We start from the raw sequence: 18,672 nt of genomic DNA on the forward strand, positions 1-18,672 counted from the left end.
CGGCTGCTCGCGACATGCCGAACTTGAAAAGTTGGCACCGCTTTTCAAGTCTTACGTGATTTACTTCAAATCATGGAGGATGCTACGTTCCGATCGTCCCCTGTCGGGTCACTTGTCCGGATCACCGGCTGGGACCCTCGGTTCAAGGAGAATTACGACTGCTCCGCCTTCATCCCTGACCCGCTACCCGCCAAGCTCGACTTGGCGCAGGAGACTTACTTCGCAGTCACCAACGCGGCGGTCGCGGTGGCTCGTCTTGATCAGGCGGCCTTCCGGCTACCTAACCCTGGCCTGCTGGCACGTCCCGCCATCCGGCAGGAAGCCGTCAGTACGTCAGCGCTCGAAGGCACCTATGCGGCCCTCGACGACGTCCTCGAAGCCGACTTCCTCGACCGCAACCAGCTCACCGCATCGGTGGCGGAGGTCCACAACTACGTCGAGGCTGCGGAGCTCGCGTTCGAGTGGATCAAGGACAAGCCCATCACGGTCGGGCTGTTGGAGCAACTGCAGGAGATCCTCGTGCGAGGAACCCGAGGGGGCTCGCATGACGCCGGCCGGATTCGGACAACGCAGGTGTTCATCGGTGCCGATGGGGGACGAGTGGGCGACGCGCGGTTCGTGCCGTCACCTCCGGGCGATCAGTTGCGTGCGGGCATCGACGCCTGGGTGTCCTGGCTTACCGCGGAAGACACCTTTCCTCTGGTGATCAAGATGGCTCTTGGTCACTACCAGTTCGAGACCCTGCATCCCTTCAATGACGGCAACGGCCGTCTCGGCCGCCTCGTCTGTGTGCTGCAACTGGCCCACCAGGGCGAGATGCGCGTGCCGGTGCTGAACCTCTCTCCCTGGCTCGAAAGTCGGCGGCGTCAGTACCAGGACCATCTGTTGTCAGTCAGCGCCACCGGTGACTTCGAATCCTGGATCCGATTCTTCTCCGAGGCCGTACGTGCGCAGGCGGTTCGCGGAGTGGAAAAGATCGACGCTCTGCACGACTGGCGAGACGAGGTGCTGAACCAACTTCTCGACGCCGACGTTCGCGGTGTGGCTGTGCGGATCGTCGAGGACCTGCTCGGGTACCCACTGATCACGGCGACGGCCACAGCCGAGCGGCACGGGGTCTCTTACCAGGCGGCGAACACGGCGATCAGGCGGCTCGTCCGCCTGGGCATTCTTGCGGAACGCACCGGCCGGAGGTACGGGCGCGTTTTCGCAGCGCGTAGGGTCCTGAATATCATCAACGCCGCTTGAGACTCGAACGGGCTGCAACGCGGGCGGACGGAGACAACGGTAGAGGTCGACGACCGCGAGGCCACGTCGGTGTCCATGCGGCGCGGTCATCCTGCGCCGTCCCGGTCGGCGCGTCGCGGGGCAACCCGGCGAGTGCTCGACCTGTTCACCGTTCGGGGGCTTTGGTGACGGACGCGGAGCGATCTGCCCCACCGGAGCCGACGATCATCTGCGGTCCGCCGTCGTGCGGGGCAGGATGGGACGGGTGACGACTCCAGAGGCAGCGGGCTACCGGATCGAACGCGACTCGATGGGCGAGGTGGAGGTGCCCGCCGAGGCGTTGTGGCGGGCGCAGACCCAGCGCGCGGTGCAGAACTTCCCGATCTCCGGCCGGGGCATCGAGCCGGCCCAGATCAAGGCGCTGGCCCAGATCAAGGGGGCCGCCGCCCTGGTCAACGGCGAGCTGGGGGTGATCGGCGCGGACGTCGCCGAGGCGATCGCCACCGCCGCCGCGCACGTGGCTGACGGCGGGTACGACGACCAGTTCCCGATCGACGTGTTCCAGACCGGCTCGGGCACCTCGTCGAACATGAACACCAACGAGGTGATCGCCACCCTGGCCACCCGGGAGCTGGGCCGCGACGTGCACCCGAACGACGACGTGAACGCCTCGCAGTCCAGCAACGACGTCTTCCCGTCCTCGATCCACCTGGCGGCCACCCAGTTCGTGGTGGAGGACCTGCTGCCGTCGCTGCGCCACCTGGCGGAGGCGTTGGAGGCGAAGGCGGCCGAGTTCGAGACGGTGGTCAAGGCGGGGCGTACCCACCTGATGGACGCCACCCCGGTCACCCTGGGGCAGGAGTTCGGCGGGTACGCCGCGCAGGTCCGCTACGGCGTCGAGCGGTTGGAGTCGGCGCTGCCCCGGCTGGCCGAACTGCCGTTGGGCGGCACCGCCGTGGGCACCGGCATCAACACCCCGCTGGGCTTCGCCGGCAAGGTGATCGAGAAGCTGCGCGCCTCGACCGGGCTGCCGTTGACCGAGGCCCGCAACCACTTCGAGGCGCAGGGGGCGCGGGACGCGTTGGTCGAGACGTCCGGCCAGTTGCGTACCGTCGCGGTCGGGCTCTACAAGATCGCCAACGACGTACGCTGGATGGGGTCCGGCCCCCGGGCGGGCCTGCGGGAGCTGCGCATCCCCGACCTCCAGCCCGGCTCGTCGATCATGCCGGGCAAGGTGAACCCGGTGGTCGCCGAGGCGGTGCGGCAGGTCTGCGCGCAGGTGATCGGCAACGACGCGGCGGTCGCGTTCGCCGGTTCGCAGGGTGACTTCGAGCTGAACGTGATGCTCCCGGTGATGGGCCGCAACCTGCTCGAATCGATCAAGTTGCTCTCCGCGTCCAGCCGGCTGTTCGCCGACCGGCTGGTGGCCGGCCTGGTCGCGGACGCCGAGGTCTGCCTGGCGTACGCGGAGGGGTCGCCGTCGATCGTCACCCCGCTCAACCGCCACCTCGGGTACGACGAGGCCGCCTCGATCGCCAAGGAGGCGCTGGCGAAGCAGGTGTCGATCCGCGAGGTGGTGATCTCCCGGGGGCACGTCGACTCCGGCAAACTCACCGAGACCCAGCTCGACGAGGCCCTCGACCTGCTCCGGATGACCCACCCCTGACCCACCCCCGCCCCGGCCCCGGCCCCGCCCCGGCCCGGCCCGGCCCGGCTTGATCGACTCCTGTGGGCTGATGTAGCGGTGTCAGGCGGATTCGATAGCGCTACATCGGCCCCCGTGAGTGGATCATGGCTCGAGCGGTGGGCGGGTGCGGGGCACCCAGGCGAGAAAGCGGGCGAAGAGGGCCGCCGGATCGGGGCCGGTGTCGGGATAGAGGCGGTACAGGTCGGCGGCGGCGTCGTGCAGCACCGTGCACAGGTAGATGTTGAGCGCGACCCGGTCGTGGGCGTACTCGGAGACGAGGGTGAGTCGGGCGGTCCCGCAGGGCCACGGCGCGGCGCACACCCGGCACAGCCAGAGCGGACGCAGCGGCAGGTGGGGGCGCGGATTCGCCGGCCCCGGCCCGCCGCGACCCGCCTGGTCGGGCGGTCCACCCGAGCGGCGCTGGTCGGGTGGCCCACCGGAGCGGCGCGGCCCGTCCGGGCCGGCCGCCGCGCTCACCGGCGTCCCCGGTTGGCGCGCCACTCCTGGGCGAGCGTGAGCCAACCGACCCGCCCCACCCGGGGAAACGACACGGTGGTGTCCTCCCACCCGGGCGGGGTCAACGCGGTGCCCGACCCGCCAGCCTGGGACGCCTCCGTTCCCATGGCCTTCAACACGCCCGCAGAGGTGGCCGGGCAGGTATCCGGTCCGGTAGCCGGGGAGGTGGCCGGGTGGGCGGCCGGTCCGCTGGGCGGGGGAGCGGGTCGGCCGGGTGGGATCGCTTCGGGGAGCCGGGCGGGTCGGAATCTGCGGGCAAGCCGGTGTCGCCAGGTGAGCCGGGGCATCGCGTCGCCTCCATGGTGGGTCGGCTGGTCGTCTCCCCCGGCGGTGGGAGGCCGGCCGGGGAGCGGGCCGTCCCACCGCGACACCGACCCGCCCGGAGGGAGAGCGGTCGATGTCGCACTTCACAGTCTGCTGATGAAACCACTACCGTGTGAAGGGTTGTTGTCGGCTACCGGTCTTGTCCTGTGTTGGCGGCGTCCCTGGTCGGCGTGGTGTCGGAGTCGATCGTCGGCGCGGTGGAGGGCGGCTGGAGATGACGGACGGGCGGATGACGGCGGCGGCCTTCCTCGTCGCCGAGCTGCGGCGGGCCCGGACCCGGCGGGGCTGGAGCCAGGACGACCTCGCCAAGGCGGTCAACTACTCGGCGTCGATGGTCAGCGCGACCGAGCTGGGCCAGCAGCCGCCCACCGCGAAGTACCTCGAACTGGTCGACAAGGCCCTCGACACCGGCGGCATCTTCAGCCGGATGCTCAGTCAGTTGGTCGCGCTCGACCGGGCGCAGGTGTGGCTCCGGGGCTGGCGCGCGATTCTCGCCGACGCCTGGGCACTACGGTGGTTCGACCCGCTCCACGTCCCAGGGCTGCTACAGACAGAGGCATACGCGCGAGCGGTCTTCGAGTCCGATCCGATGCTCGATCCGGAGGAGGTCGAACGCCGGCTGGCTGACAGGATGGACAGTCAACGAACGCTCTACACCGAGCGACCTCCACGTCTCGTGGCGGTGCTCGACGAGGCGGTCATGCACCGGCGGGTCGGTGGGCGCAAGGTCATGTGTGACCAGGCTCTGCACCTTGCACGGATCGCCACGGAGCATCCGCAGATCCGACTACACGTCGTCCCCTCATCGGCCGACGAGTATCCGGGTCTGAACGGGCCGTTCATCCTTGCGAGCCTGCCGGGCGACGTGGAGTTGGCGTTTCTCGGCGGTCAGATCGGTGGTCAGGAGTTGGATGACCCGGCCGATCTGAGGCGTCTTCAGCGCACCTGGGAAGCTACCCTCGGCGTGGCCCTGCCACCGCAGGAGTCGATCGAGCGGCTGAGGGAATTGTCGGAGTCATGGAGTTGACCGGGGCTTGTTGGCGAAAGAGCCGCCGGAGCGGTTCCAACGATCAATGTGTCGAGGTGGCGACGAACCTGGGCGGGGTGGTCGGGGTGCGGGACAGCAAGGACCCGGCGGGCCCGGTGCTCACCTTCCCGGCGTACTCCTGGCGGGTCTTCCTGGCCGCGCCGCCGCGCTGACCGCCACCGGAAAACCGGTCGACCGGACGGACGCCGGCCGGGATGATCCGGGGCGTGACCGGCTCGTACGGGGTGCTGCTGACCACCGTCCGGCTGCGGCTGCGCCGCTTCACCACCGACGACGTGCCGCGACTGGTCGAGTTGGACAGCGACCCGGAGGTGATGCGGTTCCTCACCGGCGGTCGGCCGACCCCGCCCGCCACCGTACGGGACGAGCAGCTACCCCGGATTCTCGACGGGTACGACCGCCACCCGGGGCTGGGCCGGTGGGCGGCCGAGGACACTGTCGACGGTGCCTTCCTGGGTTGGTTCGCGCTCGACCCGTCCGACGACGGCACCGGGCCGGAGCTGGGCTACCGGCTGCGCCGCGCGGCCTGGGGGCGGGGCCTGGCCACCGAGGGCGCCCGCGCGCTCGTCGACCACGCCTTCACCCTTGCCGGGGTACGCCGGGTGTGGGCGCAGACGATGGCGGTGAACGTGCGCTCCCGGGCGGTACTGGCGAAGGCCGGCCTGCGGTACGTCCGCACCTTCCACCTCGACTGGCCCGATCCGATCGCCGGAACGGAGCACGGCGAGGTGGAGTACGAGCTGCTCAGGGCCGACCACCTGCCGCCTTGCGGGCCCGGTAGGCGCTGACCGCGACCCGGTTGCCGCAGCCGGCGTCGCAGAACCGGCGGGACCGGTTCCTGGACAGGTCGACCAGCACGTTGGCGCACTCGGGGTGGGCGCAGTGCCGTAGTCGGCCCAGCTCGTCACCCCGGACCAGGTCGGCGACGGCCATTGCTGCCTCGACGGCCATCCGGGTGGCCAGCGGGGCGTCGCGGGGCACCGCGTGCACGTGGTACGGCTCGTCGTCGTGCCGGATGAGTTGCGGCAGCGCCCGGGACTCGCGGAGCAGGTCGTTGACCACGGTGACGACGGTGTCCGGGTCGTCGTCCCAGAGCCGGCGCAGCCGGGGGCGCAGCGCCCGCACGGCGCGCAGCTCGGCTTCGGTGTGCTCGTGTCGGCCGGTCCACTGGTTGGCGGTGACGAAACGGTCCAGCGCGGCGATGTCGGGCAGCCCTTCGCCGTCCCGGCCGTCGGTGTTGACCAGGGCGGCGGCGGCGGTCAGCCCGCACTCAGTGTCATGGGCGAAAAGCAACTTGACCCCTGTCGTCGGCGACGGCTAGCGTCATCGGCGTAATCCTACTTTGCTGATGTCATGCCGGAGGAGTCCCGATGCCGCACCGATCTCCCGCCGGCACCGGGCTGGCACTCGCCCTGCTCTCCGCCGTCACGTTCGCCACCTCCGGCACCTTCGCCCGGTCGCTCATCGAGGCCGGCTGGTCGGCCGAGGCCGTCGTGGTCGCCCGGGTCGGCCTGGCCGCCCTGGTGCTGGCCGTCCCCGCCGTGCTCGCGCTGCGCGGCCGGGCCGGGGTGCTGCGCCGCAACCTCGGCCCGGTCACCGTTTTCGGCCTGCTCGGCGTCGCCACCGCCCAGGCCTGCTTCTTCAACGCCGTCCGCTACCTGCCGGTCGGGGTGGCCCTGCTGCTGGAATACCTCGGCATCATCCTCGTGGTCGGCTGGCTGTGGCTGGTGCACGGGCAGCGCCCCCGCCGGCTCACCGTCGCCGGGTCACTGGCCGCCCTGGTCGGGCTCGTCCTGGTGCTCGACCTGACCGGCACCGGCCGACTCGACCCGGTCGGCGTGCTCTGGGGCCTCGGCGCGGCCGTCGGGCTGGCCGGCTACTTCGTCCTCGCCGCCCGGGTCGACGCTGACCTGCCCTCGGTCACCATGGCCAGCGGCGGGATGGCCGTCGGCGCGGCCGTGCTCGCCCTGCTCGGCCTGGTCGGGGTGCTGCCGTTGCGGGCCACCTTCGGCGCGGTCGACTTCGCCGGGCAGCGCACCAGCTGGCTCGTCCCGATCGTCGGGCTGTCGCTGGTCGCCGCCGTGGTGGCATACCTGACCGGGATCGCCGCGACGCGCCTGCTCGGTGCCCGGCTGTCGTCGTTCGTCGGGCTGACCGAGGTGATGTTCGCGGTGCTCATCGCCTGGCTGGTGCTCGGCGAGCTACCGGTGCCGGTGCAGCTCGCCGGGGGTGCGCTGATCGTCGCCGGGGTGGCGTTGGTCCGCCTCGACGAACTGCGCGCGGGCCGCACCGAACAGGTGGCGACCCGGACGGACGAGCCGGCACTGACCTGAGCCGCCCGGTGGATCCCCGCTCGGCGTGGCCGGGTGCGACGAACATGAGAGGGTGTCGGACATGCTCAGCGTGGTGGTGTTCGACGCCGACGAGACCCTGATCGACCTGCGCCCGGCGGTCACCGGGGCCCTGGTGGCCGTACTGGAGGAGATGCGTCGCCGGACGCCGGTGGCGGCCGGGGTGACCTTCGCCGAGGTGGAGTCCGACTGGCAGGCGGTGTTCGGGTCGATGACCGCCGCGCCGGTGATGGAGATCCGCCGGGCCGCGCTGGCCCGGTCCCTCGACCGGGCCGGGCTGGTCGGTCAGCTCGACGAGTTCGCCGAACTCTTCTTCACCACGCGCTACGCGCTCAGCCACCCGTACCCCGACGCCCTGCCGGCGTTGGCCGCGCTGCGCGCCGACTTCACCCTCGGTTACGCCACCAACGGCAACAGCCGTGCCGAACGCTGCGGCCTACCCGGGGAGTTCGCCTTCGAGTTGTACGCCCACGAGGGTGGCCTGCCCAAGAAGCCCGACCCGGTGTTCTACGCCGCGATCGTCACTGCCGCCGGGGTGCCGGCGCAACGGATCGCGTACGTCGGCGACTCGATCTCCCACGACGTGCTCGGCCCCCAGCAGGCCGGGATGCGCGGCGTCTGGCTCAACCGGCTCGGACTTCCCCTCCCCGAGGGGGTACGACCCGACGCCGAGGTGCGCACGCTCACCGAACTGCCGGCGGCGCTACGCAGCCTGCAACCGACGAATGCCTGATGCGGGGCTAATTCGGATTTGTATCTGGCGGAATCGTCGCCGGTGCTATGGGATGGCTGCCACGTCCCTCAACGAGAGGATCTGATGTGGTGAGCAAGCGCTTCACCGCCGGAGCCGTCGCGACCGCGGCGGCCCTGGCACTTACGGTGACCGGCCTGACCGTCCCGGCGAACGCCGGGCCGACCACCAGCCGGACGTTCACCGTGGTGGCCGAGGACGGCGTTTCGGCGGACGCGGCGATCGCCGCGATCCGTGCCGCCGGTGGCACCGTCGTGTCCCGTACGGACGACGTCGGTCTCTTCCAGGTCACCAGCGACCGGGCCGACTTCGCCGGCCGGGTCACCGCCGCGTCCGCGCTGGTCGGCGCGGCCGAGCAGCGGGCCATCGGCCGCAAGCCCAAGCTGGACCGGGTCGCGCAGGAGAACCTGCTGACCGAGACCAGGAAGGCGGCCAAGGCGGCGGCCAACGCCAAGGGCAAGAAGCTGGACCCGCTCGACGACAAGCTCTGGGGCCTCACCATGATCGGGGCCGACAAGGCCCGCAAGGTCATGCCGGGCGACAAGCGGGTCACCGTCGGCATCCTGGACACCGGTGTCGACGCCAGCCAGCCCGACCTCGCGCCCAACTTCAACTGGGCGCTGTCGCGCAACTTCGCCCCGGACATCGCCGATGTCGACGGCCCGTGCGAGGTGCCGAGCTGCCTCGACCCGGTCGGCACCGACGACGGCGGGCACGGCACCCACGTCGCCGGCACCATCGGCGCCGCCGCCAACGGCTTCGGCCTGTCCGGCGTGGCCCCGAACGTCTCGCTGGTGGAGCTCAAGGGCGGCCAGGACTCCGGGTACTTCTTCCTCAACCCGGTCGTCAACGCACTGGTGCACGCCGGAAAGTCCGGCCTCGACGTGGTGAACATGTCGTTCTACGTCGACCCGTGGCTCTACAACTGCACCGCCAACCCGGCCGACTCGCCCGAGTCGCAGGCCGAGCAGCAGGCCATCATCAAGGCGATGAAGCGGGCCCTGAACTTCGCCCACAACAAGGGTGTCACCCTGGTCGGCTCGCTCGGCAACAACCACGAGGACCTCGGCGCGCCGCGCACCGACGTGTCCAGCCCGGACTACGGCGCCGACCCGTACCCGCGCCCGATCGACAATGAGAGCTGCTGGGACTTCCCGGTGGAGGGGCCGCACGTGATCGGCGTGTCCGCCATCGGCCCGTCCGGCAAGAAGGCCGACTACTCCAACTACGGCACCGAGCAGATCTCGGTCGCCGCGCCGGGCGGCTGGTTCCGCGACGGCTTCGGCACCGACACCTACCGCACCGACGCCAACATGATCCTCTCGACGTACCCGAAGAAGGTGCTCCAGGAGGAGGGGTCGGTCGACGAGAACGGCGACGTCGTGCCGGGCTTCGAGAACTCGGTGTTCAAGCAGTGCACCACCGCGGGTGAGTGTGGCTACTACACCTACCTGCAGGGCACCTCGATGGCGTCGCCGCACGTCAGTGGGGTCGCCGCGCTGATCGTCAGCAAGTGGGGCAAGAAGGAGGGCAAGGACGGCTACGGCCTGGCACCGGCCAAGGTGGAGCAGCACCTCTACCGGACCGCCACCGAGCACGCCTGCCCGGAGCCGCGCCTGCAGAGCTACGCCAACGAGGGTCGGTCGACCGAGTTCGACGCGTACTGCGCCGGGTCGCTGAACTTCAACGGCTTCTACGGGTACGGCATCGTGGACGCCAACGCGGCGGTCCGCAGTCCGCTCAAGCCGAACGTCAACCCCTGACGCCACGGCCCTGGGAGAGGCCCGGACGGCCCCGGTCGTCCGGGCCTCTCCGTGTCCGGCCTCTGCTGCTCGTGCGCGACGAGGCCGATGTTGCGGCGACGGGGCCGATTTTGCGCGACGGGGCCGATGTTGCGGTGTCGGGGTGAGGGGATAACGCAACACCGGCCCAAGGGGGTGGATCATCGGCGCCAGCCGCGCTGGGTGAGGATCAGGCGGATCTCGCCGGCCACGGCGGGAAAATCGTCCCTCAGCCGGCGGCTGGTCACGTGCAGAACGGTCCAGCCGGCGGCGATAAGGTGGTTGAGCCGGCGACGGTCCCGGTGCAGTTGCTCGGGATCGCTGTGCCAGTGCCCGTCGTACTCCACCGCGACCCGGAACGCCGGCCAGGCGAGATCGGGGTGCAGCAGCAGCCCCGAGGGCAGCTCTACAGGATGTTGCGCGACCGGCCGGGGCAGACCGGCCAGCACGAGTCGGACCCGCAGGTGCGACTCGGGCGGTGACTGCGCGGCTGGATCGGCCAGATCGAAGACCCGGCGGGCCCGCACCCCACCCCGTCGGTCGGCGAAGCGCGTGGCGATCTCGGCGAGGGCGGCCGGACTGGTCAGCCCCTTGCCGAGCAGCGAGTCGACGATGCCGACCGCCCTGACCGGGTCCAGCCAGGCCGCCGTCTCCCAGGCGGCGAGCGCGGGGACGACCGGGGCAGGGCGGGCGGTGCCGGGTGCGGGCCGGTCGACGGTGGGCGGACGTCGGTCAGTCTCGCCGTGGTGACCGGGACGGCCCCGGCCGACCCGGGGCCCGGCCCGTACGGTCGGGGATGGGCGACCGGTCCGTCGGGGGCGGCGACGCTGTGCACCCGGATACCGCCGGGGAAGCCGGGCCGTCCACCGCCCGCACCGAGCCGGATTCCGCCCGCGTCGGGCCGCGTTCCGCCCGCGTCGGGCCGGATTCCGCTGGAGACGGTGAGGCGGGCGGTAGCGCGGGAGCCGGACGTGACCGCCCCCTGGGAGCCGACCCGGGCCGCCCGGGGGACGAGCACGTGCACCTCGTCACCGAAGCCGGCGGCGTGCTCGATCCCGTGCAGGTACGCCGCCGACGGACCCGCGACGACCGTGCCGGCGGGCATCCGGAGGAGGGCGGCGCGACAGGTCAGGGCGTGGTTGCGGGCGAGGCGGGCATCGGCGTACACGTCGTGACCGAGCCGGAGCCAGGACGCCCCGCGCAGCTGGTGGCGGGTGAGTAGGCCCTGGCGGATCGCGTCGGAGCCGCGGAACACCTGCCCGACGAGGGCTGCCGGGCGATGAGGTCGAGGTGGCATGACCCCAGCGTCGGACCTCCCGGACGCCCGGCGAAACCCCTGTGGACAACCGCCCCGGCCTCTGGCGGCACCCCCTGTGGACAAACCCCCACCGCCCGCGTAGGCGTGGTATCGCGCGATCTCCCTGCCCGCCCGTGCGCCCCGACCTTCTCCAACTCCCCCTCCGGCCTGGACTCTGCACGCCCCCAGCGCGGGCGTCGGCGAGGGATGAGCACCATGATCGACTCATCTGGGCCGAAGATGCGGGGTAAAGGGCGGCGGATACCGCTGTTTCGGCCCAGATGGATCGATCATCGCCAGGCCGGGCGGCCAGGCCAGGCCAGGGAGGGCCGGGGAGGGCCGGGCCGGAAGGGAGGTGGGAGGGTCAGGACAGGGCGGTGGCGATCGTCCGGGCGGCGGTGGTGACCTGCGGGCCGACCGTGTCGACCGGTAACGGGGCCAACGAGATCACCCCGACGCTCGCCTCCAGGCCCGGCACCCCGAGCACCGGCGCGGCCACCCCGTACGCTCCGGCCTGGAGTTCCCCCGCGGTGCTCACCGGGCCCGCGTGGCCCGCCCGCCCGGCGAGGACGGCCCGGCCGGCGGCCCCGCGTTCCAGCGGGTGCCGGGCCCCCGGCCGGTACGCCACGTGGAACGACGTCCAGCTCGGCTCGACCACGGCCAGGGCGACCCCCTCGCCGCCCTCCACCACGGTCAGGTGGGCGGTCGCCCCGGTCTGTTCGGCCAGCCGCCGCAGCGCCGGCAGGGCACCCTCGGCCAGCAGCGGCTGGGCCCGTCGGGCCAGGTGCAGCACGCCGACGCCGAGGCGCAGCCGGCCGTCGCCGCCCCGGCGCAGCATCCCGTGTGCGGTCAGCGCGCCGACCAGCCGGTACACGGCGGCCCGGCCGATGCCGAGCCGGTGGGCGGCCTCGGTGACGGTCAACCCGGCCGACGCGTCGGCCACCAGGTGCAGCAGGCGCAGGCCCCGGTCCAGGGTCTGCGCCGTCTCGCCCCCGGCAGGGACGTGAAGGCCCGGCCCGTCACCCGCGGGCACGCGCGGGCCGGGCCCGCCGTCGGCAGGCGCGCGGCGGCCGGGGTCATCACCTGCGGGCACCGGGTTGCCCGGCTCGTCGGGGGCCGCCGTCGTCTCCACAGCAGGCAGCGTACGACCCGGCTCGGGCCGACCCGGGAAAGCACGGACAGCTACCCTGGTACGGTGACGCTACGCCTGTATGACACCGCCGCCCGATCGGTGCGGGACTTCGTTCCGCGGCAAGCCGGCAAGGTGGGGGTCTACCTGTGTGGTCTCACCCTCCAGGCGCCGCCGCACATCGGCCATCTTCGCTCGGGTGTCAACTACGACGTGTTGCGGCGTTGGCTGTCGGCCGCCGGCTTCGAGGTCACCTTCATCCGCAACGTGACCGACATCGACGACAAGATCCTCGTCAAGGCGCAGGAGCAGGGCCGCCCGTTCTGGTCCATCGCGTACGCCAACGAGCTGGTCCTGGCCCGGTCCTACCGGGCGTTGAACGTGCTGCCGCCGACGTACGAGCCGCGGGCGACCGGGCACATCCCGGAGATGCACGAGCTGATCGCCCGGCTGATCGAGACCGGTCACGCCTACCCGGCCACCGACGGGTCCGGCGACGTCTACTTCGACGTGGCCTCCTGGCCGGCGTACGGGTCGCTGTCCGGCCAGTCGCCCGACGACATGCAGTCCGCCGGGGACGCCCCGGAGCGCGGCAAGCGGGACCCCCGGGACTTCGCGCTGTGGAAGGGCGTCAAGCCGGACGAGCCGGCCGACGCCTACTGGCCCTCACCGTGGGGCCGGGGCCGTCCCGGCTGGCACATCGAGTGCTCGGCGATGTGCCTGCGGTACCTCGGCGCGGAGTTCGACATCCACGGCGGCGGGCTCGACCTGACCTTCCCGCACCACGAGAACGAGATCGCCCAGTCGCAGGCCGCCGGGCTGCCCTTCGCCCGCTGGTGGGTGCACCACGGGCTGCTCAGCATCGGCGGCGCCAAGATGGGCAAGTCGCTCGGCAACGCCCTCGACCTCGACTACGTCGACTCGCTCGGGGTGCGCCCGGTCGAGCTGCGCTACTACTACGCGGCGGCGCACTACCGGTCCCGGATCGACTACTCGGAGGACGCGCTGCGCGAGGCGGCGGTGGCGTACCGGCGGATCGAGGGGTTCGTCCAGCGGGCCGTGGAGCGGGTCGGCGTGGGGCAGCTCGGGAAACTGCCCGCCGGGTTCGTGGCGGCGATGAACGACGACCTGAACACCTCGGCCGCGCTCGCCGTCCTCCAGGCGACCCTGCGGGACGGCAACACCGCGCTGGCCGACGGCGACGATGTGACGGTCCGCACCACCCTCGCCGCCACCCGGGCGATGCTGGATATCCTCGGCGTCGACCCCCTCGACCCGGCCTGGACCGGTGGCGGTCGCGTCGACGACCTGCGGGGCGTGGTGGACTCCCTGGTCGCGCTGGCCCTGGAGCAGCGCGCGCAGGCCCGCAGCCGCAAGGACTGGGCGGCCGCGGACGCCGTCCGCGACCAGCTCAAGCAGGCCGGCGTGGTGGTCGAGGACACCCCGCAGGGCCCCCGTTGGACTATTGGAGAGCAGGACTGATGGCCGGCAACTCGCAGCGCCGTGGCCGGCGACTGACGTCGAAGGCGGGTGCCCCCAAGGGCTCCGGCGGCAAGAACAAGGACTCCCTCGCGGGCCGGGGCAAGACCCTGCCCGCCGACGAGCGCCCCTGGCACAAGGCGTACTCGGGGACCGAGAAGCTGCCCCAGCGCACCGCCTGGAAGCAGGACAAGGAGCGCCGGGCGGCAGCCGAGGAGGGCCGCGCCCCCAAGATCGGCCAGCCGGGCACCAAGGACACCACCTGGGGCAAGGGCACCCGGGGCGTGGCCCCCGTCCGGGCCGGCGGTGGTGGTCGGTCCGGCGCGGGTGGCCGGGGTGGCGCGGGCGCGGGCCGCAGCGGCCCGCGGGTCGCACCGGGGCGCAAGTCCAACCCGTCGCGGGACAGCCCGGAGCTGCTGGTGGGCCGCAACCCGGTGCTGGAGTCGCTGCGCGCCCAGGTGCCGGCGACCGCGCTCTACACCGCGCTGGGCATCGACGCCGACGACCGGGTCAACGAGATCACCCGTACGGCCGCCGACCGGGGCATCGCCATCCTGGAGATCAGCCGGGCCGAGCTGGACCGGATGACCGGCGGTGTACTGCACCAGGGTGTGGGTCTCCAGGTGCCGCCGTTCGCCTACGAACTCTTCGAGGACCTGCTGGCGGCCTCCCTGGAGCAGCCAGCCCCGCTGCTGGTCGCGTTGGACGGGGTCACCGACCCGCGCAACCTGGGTGCGGTGATCCGGTCGGCTGCCGCGTTCGGCGCGCAGGGCGTGTTCGTACCGGAGCGGCGGGCCGCCGGGATCACCGCGACCGCCTGGCGGACCAGTGCCGGCGCGGCGGCGCGGGTGCCGGTCGCCCAGGTCACCAACCTGACCCGGTCGCTGAAGGCGTGCCAGGACGCCGGCTTCATGGTGGTCGGCCTGGACGCCGACGGCGACACCGACCTGTACGACCTGGAGGCCGCCGTCGGCCCGCTGGTCGTGGTGGTCGGCTCCGAGGGGCGCGGGCTGTCCCGGCTGGTCGGGGAGACGTGTGACCTGACCGTCAGCATCCCGATGATCTCCGACGTGGAGTCGTTGAACGCCAGCGTCGCCGCCGCCGTCACCCTCGCCGAGGTGGCCCGCCGCCGCGCCGCGGAAGGCTGATCCGTCCCGGGCACCCGTGCCCGGGACGAAGAAACGACGAAGGGGGCGGCCCGCCGAAGCGGACCGCCCCCTTCGTCGTACGGTGGGATCAGATGCGGTGGCCGGTGGCGGCGTTGAAGACGTGGCTGCGGCCGGCACGCGGCTTGACGAACACGGTGTCACCCATGTTCGGCATGGTCCGCCGGTCGGTGCGGACCACGAAACGCTCCTCGTGGCCCTCCAACGCGGCGTGGCCGTAGACGTTGGCGTCGGAGCCGAGGTCCTCGACCAGCTCGACCACGACCGGCATGCCGCCCTCGGTGGGGCTGACCAGGTCGCAGTCCTCCGGGCGGAAACCGACGGTGACCCGGTTGTCGCCACCCTCGCTGCGGGCGGCCTCGACCTGCTCACGGGTCAGCGGGATGTGCATCTCGGCGAAGGCCGCGCCCCGCTCGTTCAGCGGGACGGTCTTGATGTTCATGGCGGGGGAGCCCATGAAGCCGGCGACGAACACGTTGGCCGGGGTGTCGTAGAGCGCCCGCGGGGTGTCCACCTGCTGCAGGACGCCGTCGAGCATGACCGCCACCCGGTGGCCCATGGTCATGGCCTCGACCTGGTCGTGGGTGACGTAGACGGTGGTGATGCCCAGCTTGGCCTGGAGCGAGGCGATCTGGGTACGGGTCTGCACGCGGAGCTTGGCGTCGAGGTTCGACAGCGGCTCGTCCATGAGGAAGACCTGCGGCTCGCGGACGATCGCCCGGCCCATCGCGACCCGCTGGCGCTGACCACCGGAGAGCGCCTTCGGCTTGCGGCTGAGGTACTCCTCCAGTTGGAGCAGGCCGGCCGCCTCCTTGACCCGCCGGTCGATCTCGGCCTTCGGGGTCTTGCGCAGCTTGAGGGCGAACGCCATGTTCTCGTACACCGACATGTGCGGGTAGAGGGCGTAGTTCTGGAAGACCATCGCGATGTCGCGGGCCTTCGGCGGGAGGTGGGTGACGTCCCGGTCGTCGATGTAGATCGCGCCGTCGTCGACGTCCTCCAGGCCGGCGAGCATCCGCAGGCTGGTGGACTTGCCGCAACCCGACGGGCCGACCAGGACGAGGAACTCGCCGTCGCCGATCTGGAGGTCGAGCTGGTTGACGGCGGGGCGTTCGGTGCCCGGGTAGATCCGGGACGCCTTCGCGTACGTGACCGTAGCCATGGTGGTGCGCTTCCTTTCACCGGCAGGAACGTGCCGGACGATCCGAGTGAAGGAGCTGTCGGCACCCACGGTGCCGACCCGCGGACCCCATCCGGAGGCAGCCTTCGCCGACCCCGGGTGTCATCCGTGTCACTGCACGGTAAACGGGATTTCCAGCTGTGCCAAGACGGGATACACCGAGTGGGACGGACGGCATACGCATTTCGGTCAGGCGGGCACGGCCGGGCATCAATCCCCTCGCCCGACGGGGTTCCGGCGCGTCGATTCGTCGGTGACGCGGGCACAAGATTGACGTTTTCCATGCTCGGGGACCCTGCCGGCCGGGATTTCCCGACGTCAGTCGCTATGCTGACCTCGCACCACGCGCCCCTGTAGCTCAGCTGGCCAGAGCACTCGCCTTGTAAGCGAGATGTCGCCGGTTCGATCCCGGCCGGGGGCTCCAATTCCACAGCACGGCCGCCACCGGCGTTGCCGCCTGTCGATCCGTCGGCTCACGCGGCGCAGGCGACTGCCCGTGGCGGGGTCCCCGCCGGAGGGCGGCCCGTGGTCCGGTTCCCGCCGGAGGTCGCCGCCCGTTGCGGGTCCCCGCCGGCCGGGTCCGGCTGGGTAGATTGGTCGGCGCGAACGGGGACGACGGGGGCGGGGGCCGATGAGTCGTGCGGTGGAGCAGTCGAACCGGGCCATGCTGCGGGCCCGGGACGCGATGGACCGGGCGTACGCCGAACCGCTGGACATCCCGGCGCTGGCCCGGATCGCGCTGGTCTCCGAGGCACACTTCATCCGTACCTTCCGGGCGACCTTCGGCGAGACCCCGCACCGCTACCTGCAACGTCGTCGGGTGGAACGGGCGATGTCGATGCTGGTGGAGACCGACCGGGACGTCACCGACATCTGTTACGCCGTCGGGTTCAGCAGCCTCGGCTCGTTCAGCCGCACCTTCCGGCAGATCGTCGGCGAGTCGCCCAGCGGGTACCGCAGCCGCCGGTCGGCCGGCGACGCAACGGTGCCGAGCTGCTTCACCAAGGCCTGGACCAGGCCCAGCAGTTTTGGATAAGCAGCAGGTCAGGGGCCTGGAATAGCGTTCCGGGCATGACTATGAACGCGATCACCCGCTCCCAGCTCTACGTCCTCGACCAGGACGAGGCGCTCGACTTCTATGTCGGCAAGCTGGGCTTCGAGGTCAACACCGACCAGGATCTGGGCTTCATGCGGTGGCTGACGGTCAACGTGCCCGGCGACCCGCAGCGGGAGGTGCTGCTGGAGAAGCCCGGTCCGCCCGCGCTGGACCCGGCTACCGCCGAGCAGGTCCGGGAGCTGCTGACCAAGGGCGCGATCGGCGGGTGGCTGAGCATCACCACCGACGACGCGCACAAGACGTACGAGGATCTGGTCGCCAAGGGTGTCGACATCACCGACGAGCCGACCGAGCGCCCGTACGGCATCGACTTCGGCATCCGGGACCCGTTCGGCAACCGGATCCGGATCGGCCAGATGTTCCCCCGGGCCTGACCCGGCGACGCCGGTATTGCGGGTGTGGGCGGTGGGGTCGCCGGGCTACCGTCGCCCGGTGACCACACCGAGCTTCCCCGACCTGCCGAAATGCGAGTTCGCCTTCCCCGGCCCGCTGCGTGACCAACTGGTGGCGGCCGTGCTCAGCGGCGCGAAGACCTCCACCACGGGCCTGCTCCAGGACTACGAGCGCGACGGCGAGCCGCTGCCGGCCGTGGGCGACCGGGCGGTGGTGGTCGACTCCGCCGACCGGCCGGTCGCGGTGATCGAGGTGACCGGGGTGCGGGTGGTCCGGCTCGGCGACGTCGACCTCGACCACGCCCGCGACGAGGGGGAGGGGTACGACTCGGTGGCGGCCTGGCGGGCCGGCCACGAGGAGTACTGGCACGGGTCGGACTACCTGGGCTGGCTGGGTGATCCCGGGTTCCGGGTGACCGACGACACCCTCGCCGTCGTCGAACGCTTCCGGGTGGTGCCGGCCGTCACCGGCTGACCCGGCGCGGCCCGTACGGTGGCGGGCCGGTCAGCCGGTGGGCTGTTCCAGCTCGTCGCGGATGGTGAGGAAATCCTCCTTGCGGTCCGGCTGTCTGGTGCCGGTCAGGAAGACCACCACCCCGGCGACCTCCGGGTCGGCCCAGGCGCAGGCGGTGAGGTGGCCCTCGTCGGCGGTCCGTGCGCGCCCGCACCGGGCCTCGCCGCCGTACCGGCCGAACTCCACCGACCGGGGCTTCGGAATCCGGTACGGCTTGAGCAACCGGTCCAGGGTGGCCTGCGGGTCGGTGACGGTGCCCGAGACAGCGCTCACCACGATCGTCTCCGGGGTGGGCCGTCCCCGCCCGTAGACCCCCTCGACGGTGCTGGTGGCCGGGGCGGCCTCGCGGGTCAGCTCGTTGAGCCGGAACCGGGGCAGCCCGGTGGGCAGTGGCGCACCCGAGCGGGGCAGCCCCAGCAGGGTGTCCGGGGTCCGCAACGTCCGCGCCACCGGTGTCGGGACGGGCGACGCCTGTCGTTCGACGTCGGTGACCGTGCACCCGGTGGCCAGGACGGTGGCGACCACCACCGGCAGCAGCCCGGCCCGGCCGAGCGGATGGCGCGGACCGGCGGGTCGTGTCTTCGGCACAACGCTCCTCGCACGAATCGGAGCGGGTAGGTTATCCGACCAGTGTCACCCCGTGGCGGCGTCCGCCCACGCAGGCCACCGTGAGCCGCGCCACCACCTGCCGGACACGGAAGGCGACCGGATCA

General features: G+C 71.8%; 21 protein-coding genes and 1 tRNA gene. 15 read left to right on the forward strand and 7 right to left on the reverse strand.

Going from position 1 to position 18,672, the window contains the following annotated elements:
* The first annotated feature begins 72 nt into the window (after nt 1-72).
* Together ACN260_RS01135 and ACN260_RS01140 are read left to right on the forward strand one after the other, a co-directional pair.
* Nucleotides 73-1,248, forward strand: a complete 1,176-nt coding sequence (locus ACN260_RS01135; RefSeq protein WP_422754352.1) for a Fic family protein — start codon at nt 73-75, stop codon at nt 1,246-1,248.
* A 244-nt stretch (nt 1,249-1,492) separates the two neighbouring features.
* Nucleotides 1,493-2,893: a class II fumarate hydratase gene (locus ACN260_RS01140; protein ID WP_145922053.1), complete on the forward strand. Its 1,401-nt coding sequence runs from the start codon at nt 1,493-1,495 to the stop codon at nt 2,891-2,893.
* 123 nt (nt 2,894-3,016) lie between these two features.
* Here ACN260_RS01140 and ACN260_RS01145 read toward each other — a convergent pair whose 3' ends face one another.
* Both ACN260_RS01145 and ACN260_RS01150 read right to left on the reverse strand, forming a co-directional pair.
* Nucleotides 3,017-3,265 carry a hypothetical protein gene (locus ACN260_RS01145; protein WP_422756582.1) on the reverse strand — a complete coding sequence of 83 codons (249 nt, stop codon included), beginning with the start codon at nt 3,263-3,265 and terminating at the stop codon, nt 3,017-3,019.
* 122 nt (nt 3,266-3,387) lie between these two features.
* Nucleotides 3,388-3,537, reverse strand: coding sequence for a hypothetical protein (locus tag ACN260_RS01150; protein ID WP_422754353.1), 150 nt, complete (start codon nt 3,535-3,537; stop codon nt 3,388-3,390).
* 431 nt (nt 3,538-3,968) lie between these two features.
* Here ACN260_RS01150 and ACN260_RS01155 point away from each other — a divergent pair, with 431 nt between their 5' ends.
* Genes ACN260_RS01155 through ACN260_RS01165 form a run of 3 tightly spaced genes read left to right on the forward strand, consistent with a single transcriptional unit; the run spans nt 3,969 to nt 5,590 of the window.
* Nucleotides 3,969-4,781 carry a helix-turn-helix domain-containing protein gene (locus tag ACN260_RS01155; protein ID WP_422754354.1) on the forward strand — a complete coding sequence of 271 codons (813 nt, stop codon included), beginning with the start codon at nt 3,969-3,971 and terminating at the stop codon, nt 4,779-4,781.
* On the forward strand, nt 4,772-4,954 hold the full coding sequence (locus tag ACN260_RS01160; RefSeq protein ID WP_422754355.1) for a DUF397 domain-containing protein: 183 nt from the start codon (nt 4,772-4,774) through the stop codon (nt 4,952-4,954). The genes ACN260_RS01155 and ACN260_RS01160 overlap by 10 nt, the downstream gene beginning before the upstream one ends.
* A gap of 54 nt (nt 4,955-5,008) precedes the next feature.
* A complete protein-coding gene (locus ACN260_RS01165; protein ID WP_422754356.1) occupies nt 5,009-5,590 on the forward strand; it encodes a GNAT family N-acetyltransferase in 582 nt (193 codons plus the stop codon).
* On the opposite strand, the gene ACN260_RS01170 is transcribed toward ACN260_RS01165, so the two are convergent.
* The gene (locus ACN260_RS01170) at nt 5,547-6,095 is read right to left on the reverse strand and encodes a CGNR zinc finger domain-containing protein (RefSeq protein ID WP_422754357.1); all 549 of its coding nucleotides are present in this window, start codon (nt 6,093-6,095) and stop codon (nt 5,547-5,549) included. The genes ACN260_RS01165 and ACN260_RS01170 overlap by 44 nt on opposite strands.
* 77 nt (nt 6,096-6,172) lie before the next feature.
* Here ACN260_RS01170 and ACN260_RS01175 point away from each other — a divergent pair, with 77 nt between their 5' ends.
* The 3 genes from ACN260_RS01175 (at nt 6,173) to ACN260_RS01185 (ending at nt 9,667) form a co-directional block, all read left to right on the forward strand.
* Nucleotides 6,173-7,135 carry an EamA family transporter gene (locus tag ACN260_RS01175; protein WP_422754358.1) on the forward strand — a complete coding sequence of 321 codons (963 nt, stop codon included), beginning with the start codon at nt 6,173-6,175 and terminating at the stop codon, nt 7,133-7,135.
* Nucleotides 7,136-7,196: 61 nt separating this feature from the next.
* Nucleotides 7,197-7,886, forward strand: coding sequence for an HAD family hydrolase (locus ACN260_RS01180; RefSeq protein ID WP_422756583.1), 690 nt, complete (start codon nt 7,197-7,199; stop codon nt 7,884-7,886).
* Between the two features lie 89 nt (nt 7,887-7,975).
* The gene (locus ACN260_RS01185) at nt 7,976-9,667 is read left to right on the forward strand and encodes a S8 family serine peptidase (protein ID WP_422754359.1); all 1,692 of its coding nucleotides are present in this window, start codon (nt 7,976-7,978) and stop codon (nt 9,665-9,667) included.
* Between the two features lie 179 nt (nt 9,668-9,846).
* On the opposite strand, the gene ACN260_RS01190 is transcribed toward ACN260_RS01185, so the two are convergent.
* The gene (locus ACN260_RS01190; protein WP_422754360.1) at nt 9,847-10,212 is read right to left on the reverse strand and encodes an endonuclease domain-containing protein; all 366 of its coding nucleotides are present in this window, start codon (nt 10,210-10,212) and stop codon (nt 9,847-9,849) included.
* A gap of 491 nt (nt 10,213-10,703) precedes the next feature.
* Here ACN260_RS01190 and ACN260_RS01195 point away from each other — a divergent pair, with 491 nt between their 5' ends.
* Nucleotides 10,704-10,907 (forward strand): hypothetical protein, encoded by a 204-nt coding sequence (locus ACN260_RS01195; RefSeq protein ID WP_422754361.1) that lies wholly within the window; start codon nt 10,704-10,706, stop codon nt 10,905-10,907.
* A 439-nt stretch (nt 10,908-11,346) separates the two neighbouring features.
* Here ACN260_RS01195 and ACN260_RS01200 read toward each other — a convergent pair whose 3' ends face one another.
* Nucleotides 11,347-12,015, reverse strand: a complete 669-nt coding sequence (locus ACN260_RS01200; RefSeq protein ID WP_422756584.1) for an IclR family transcriptional regulator — start codon at nt 12,013-12,015, stop codon at nt 11,347-11,349.
* Between the two features lie 162 nt (nt 12,016-12,177).
* Here ACN260_RS01200 and cysS point away from each other — a divergent pair, with 162 nt between their 5' ends.
* A complete protein-coding gene (gene cysS, locus ACN260_RS01205) occupies nt 12,178-13,593 on the forward strand; it encodes a cysteine--tRNA ligase (protein ID WP_422754362.1) in 1,416 nt (471 codons plus the stop codon).
* The gene (gene rlmB, locus ACN260_RS01210) at nt 13,593-14,738 is read left to right on the forward strand and encodes a 23S rRNA (guanosine(2251)-2'-O)-methyltransferase RlmB (RefSeq protein WP_422754363.1); all 1,146 of its coding nucleotides are present in this window, start codon (nt 13,593-13,595) and stop codon (nt 14,736-14,738) included. The genes cysS and rlmB overlap by 1 nt, the downstream gene beginning before the upstream one ends.
* An 88-nt stretch (nt 14,739-14,826) precedes the next feature.
* Here rlmB and ACN260_RS01215 read toward each other — a convergent pair whose 3' ends face one another.
* Nucleotides 14,827-15,918, reverse strand: a complete 1,092-nt coding sequence (locus tag ACN260_RS01215) for an ABC transporter ATP-binding protein (RefSeq protein WP_402897351.1) — start codon at nt 15,916-15,918, stop codon at nt 14,827-14,829.
* 365 nt (nt 15,919-16,283) lie between these two features.
* Between ACN260_RS01215 and ACN260_RS01220 the strand changes: the two genes are divergently transcribed.
* The 4 genes from ACN260_RS01220 (at nt 16,284) to ACN260_RS01235 (ending at nt 17,920) form a co-directional block, all read left to right on the forward strand.
* Nucleotides 16,284-16,360, forward strand: a tRNA-Thr gene (locus ACN260_RS01220).
* Between the two features lie 207 nt (nt 16,361-16,567).
* Nucleotides 16,568-16,972 (forward strand): helix-turn-helix domain-containing protein, encoded by a 405-nt coding sequence (locus ACN260_RS01225; protein ID WP_422754364.1) that lies wholly within the window; start codon nt 16,568-16,570, stop codon nt 16,970-16,972.
* Nucleotides 16,973-17,007: 35 nt separating this feature from the next.
* Nucleotides 17,008-17,427 carry a VOC family protein gene (locus ACN260_RS01230; protein ID WP_088643226.1) on the forward strand — a complete coding sequence of 140 codons (420 nt, stop codon included), beginning with the start codon at nt 17,008-17,010 and terminating at the stop codon, nt 17,425-17,427.
* Between the two features lie 58 nt (nt 17,428-17,485).
* Complete coding sequence (locus ACN260_RS01235; protein ID WP_422754365.1) at nt 17,486-17,920, forward strand: ASCH domain-containing protein; 435 nt, start codon at nt 17,486-17,488, stop codon at nt 17,918-17,920.
* 30 nt (nt 17,921-17,950) lie between these two features.
* Here the strand turns inward: ACN260_RS01235 and ACN260_RS01240 are convergent, their stop codons facing one another.
* On the reverse strand, nt 17,951-18,547 hold the full coding sequence (locus ACN260_RS01240) for a hypothetical protein (protein WP_422754366.1): 597 nt from the start codon (nt 18,545-18,547) through the stop codon (nt 17,951-17,953).
* Between the last annotated feature and the right edge of the window lie 125 nt (nt 18,548-18,672).

The sequence above is a fragment of the Micromonospora sp. WMMD708 genome (assembly GCF_049315245.1).
GTDB lineage: Bacteria > Actinomycetota > Actinomycetes > Mycobacteriales > Micromonosporaceae > Micromonospora > Micromonospora wenchangensis.